This window comes from Vicinamibacteria bacterium, from assembly GCA_035620555.1.
Taxonomy (GTDB): Bacteria; Acidobacteriota; Vicinamibacteria; order Marinacidobacterales; family SMYC01; genus DASPGQ01.
On the sequence record DASPGQ010000436.1, the window covers coordinates 1 to 2,459 of the forward strand.

A 2,459-nucleotide genomic window follows, 5' to 3' on the forward strand; every position below is an offset into this window, starting at 1 on the left:
CGTAGAGCAAGCGGCACGGCGCGAGGCGCTCGAGGAGACCTCGCTCTCGATAGAGCTCATTCGCCAGTTTCACGTCTACTCGGATCCCGCGCGGGACCCAAGAGGGCACACCGTTTCCGTCGTTTTCATTGGTCGCGCCAAGGGGACGCCCTCGGGGGCGGATGATGCGGCGGAAGCAAGAGCCTTCGCGAGGGACGCGCTTCCAGAGCCCCTCGCGTTCGACCACAGTCAGATCCTGGCGGACTATCTCGCCGGTCGGTACTAGGGGCGCCGCTCCACCCGCCGTCTGACTCGGCTGATAGCAGCAATGCGGTCCACTGACAGCCGACAGGAGGGGTCCACGGCAATTGACATTTCCTGCCCCCGGCTGCTATATTTTCCGCCGGATTTGATCGCTGCCGGTGAACGACTGGGTCCGCCGGCAATCTCCAAATTATTTATCGACCTTATGGAGCCTCAGGCGCAGAGGCGCACGTGCCTCTATCCCTCTAACGGCGGCCGAATGCGGGCTCGCGGAGGCCTGAATCATCCCGTGGTGCGGGACATGCTCCGCAAGGGCTCGCTCTGCACCGTTTTGGTGGACCACCTCTCGGAGGGCCGCGAGCCGGCGGCCTTCGATTATCTCTTCCGTGAGACTTCCCTGGAGACGCTCAACCACTGCCTCGGCGAGATCCGCGACCAGGAAGTTGCGAACTACTTGCTGGAAGGCATCCTCCTCATCGCCGCGCTCCTCTCCAGTGAAGCTTTCGTCGGAATCGAGCGCAACCGGCGCGAGTTGAAGACGCTCATGATCCGATCGGGCGACGATCTCGCCAAGGCGCGGCTCGCGTACGACGGGCATGTGGAGATCCTGGGCCAGTACTTCTTCGCAGTGGGAAGACGTTTGAAGGAGATCGAGGTGTTCTTGGGGGGCTGCCCGTTTTCCGGGAGCGCCGAGGACCTGCGAGGTCTCTACGGGCAGCGAGTTCGGGATTTGGCGGGAGACTTGAAGTTCCTCCGCCTGGAGCTCGATCGGTGGGTGAGGCGGTTCGTGCCGTTGGAGGGAGATCTGCCGGCTGGGAACGAGGGTCGGGAGTTCCTAGAAGCGCGCATCGGCACGGTCGTCGACGAGCTCGGCCTGCGGTTGAAGGAAGTTCAGGAGAGCACCGGGTTCGTCATGTTCGAGCAAATGAACCTCTTCGACGCCACGCTGACGCGGAAGAAGCTGTTCCGACGCGATCTGGAGAACCAGCTCGATCTGGATCGTTTCCTGGGTTGGTTCGGGGAGTTGATTGCGAAGGTCCGCGACTACGACGAGCAGCGCCGGCCCGAGCAGCTTCAGAAGGTTCAGGTGTTGCTCAAGGACTTCCGCCCCGATCTCTTTCCCACTCTTGCGGGAGTTCGAGAATCGGACCACGCTCTATTCAGCAGTTTCGTGCGGCGGTTGCAGCACTATCGCCATGGGCAAGCCGGGCAGAAAGACGATCCCGTACACCCCTTCCTTCTCTTGTTGGGAGACGTGCTGAAAAGCCTCAACCAACGCGCCGGCGACCACTCACCGATGGATCCCGCTCCCTTCTAAAGCTTCTTTCTTTCATCACGGCTTCTGCTCGCCGCGGTTTTCTCAATCGCGATCCGTGCGTAGAATACGATGCGGGCTGACGAGAGAGGAGGCGTAACCATGTACGGACGGGCGCGCGCGCTAGTGGTCGGCGTTTTGGATGAGATCCGACAGTCGGGTCTCTACAAAGACGAGAGGGTCATCGCTTCGCCACAGGGACCGTCCATCCGTGTGGCCAGCGGTGAGGTCTTGAACTTCTGCGCGAACAACTACCTCGGCCTCTCGAACCAACCGGAGATCCTTGCCGCGGCGAAGGCGGGGTTGGAGGAGCGGGGATACGGGATGTCCTCGGTGCGGTTCATTTGCGGCACCCAGGACATTCACAAACGGCTGGAGCGGGAAATCTCTCGATTCTTGGGAACCGCGGATACGACTCTCTATAGCTCCTGCTTCGACGCCAACGGAGGCCTCTTCGAGGCCCTGCTCACCGACGCCGACGCGGTGATCAGCGATGAGTTGAATCATGCCAGCATCATCGATGGGATTCGATTGTCGAAGGCGCGTCGGTTCCGCTATCGGAATGGCGACATGGAGGACCTCGAGGTCAAGCTGAAGGAGGCCGCGGATGCTCGAATTCGGCTGATTGCCACCGACGGCGTCTTCAGCATGGACGGCCTGTTCGCACCCCTCGACACCATCTGTGAGCTTGCCGATCGCCACGAAGCACTAGTCATGGTGGACGATTCCCACGCCACTGGCTTCGTGGGAAAGACGGGTCGCGGTACACCGGAGCTCTTCGGTGTTCAGGACCGCGTGGATATCGTCACATCGACCCTGGGCAAGGCGCTGGGCGGCGCGTCGGGTGGCTTCACGAGCGGGCGCAAGGAGATCGTCGAGCTGCTCCGGCAGCGAAGTCGAC

At 61.7% G+C, this 2,459-nt stretch carries 3 protein-coding genes; all 3 read left to right on the forward strand.

Annotation, left to right across the window (positions count from 1 at the left end):
• A partial coding sequence (locus VEK15_17705) for an NUDIX hydrolase (protein HXV62539.1) occupies window positions 1-265 on the forward strand: 265 nt, incomplete at its 5' end.
• Window positions 266-502: 237 nt separating this feature from the next.
• On the forward strand, window positions 503-1,561 hold the full coding sequence (locus VEK15_17710) for a hypothetical protein (GenBank protein HXV62540.1): 1,059 nt from the start codon (window positions 503-505) through the stop codon (window positions 1,559-1,561).
• Between the two features lie 99 nt (window positions 1,562-1,660).
• Window positions 1,661-2,459, forward strand: a 799-nt coding sequence (locus VEK15_17715) for an aminotransferase class I/II-fold pyridoxal phosphate-dependent enzyme (protein ID HXV62541.1), incomplete at its 3' end; no start/stop codon positions are given.